1 protein-coding gene is annotated in these 356 nt (G+C 66.0%); it reads right to left on the bottom strand.

The window, feature by feature from the left end; translation table 11 throughout:
* On the bottom strand, nt 1-356 hold a 356-nt coding region (locus AB4Y73_RS20515), incomplete at both ends, for a transposase (RefSeq protein ID WP_441874528.1).

The following is a 356-nucleotide window of genomic DNA, read 5'->3' as shown; positions in this document are numbered from 1 at the left end:
AAGTGGTCCGCGCCTAGGTCTCGGAACCGGGCGTCCGGGTCTTGGAGCAGGTGCCAGATGATGATGAGGATGGAACGTCCGACGGCGACGATGGCGCGTTTCTTGCCCCGCCGTCGGGCGATCCTTCGGTGGCGTTCGCCCAGGAAGGTATCTGTTCTGCCGACCCGGGCGAGGTAGCGGTTGCCGTGTCCGGTGGAGCCGTTGCCTTTCGTCTTTCCGGCTGAGGAGCTGATGCCCGGGGAGAACTTTGCCCAGGAACACAGGTGCCCCGCGGTCGGGAACCGGGACATGTCGACCCCGATCTCGGCGAGAATAACGGCGGCGGCAACGGGGCCGATGCCCGGGATCTCATCCAG

Origin of the sequence: Pseudarthrobacter sp. TAF60_1 (assembly GCF_052113505.1) — a bacterium.
GTDB lineage: Bacteria > Actinomycetota > Actinomycetes > Actinomycetales > Micrococcaceae > Arthrobacter.
The sequence above is the reverse complement of the archived record's forward strand: the minus strand, read 5'-3'. Positions and strand labels throughout refer to the sequence as shown.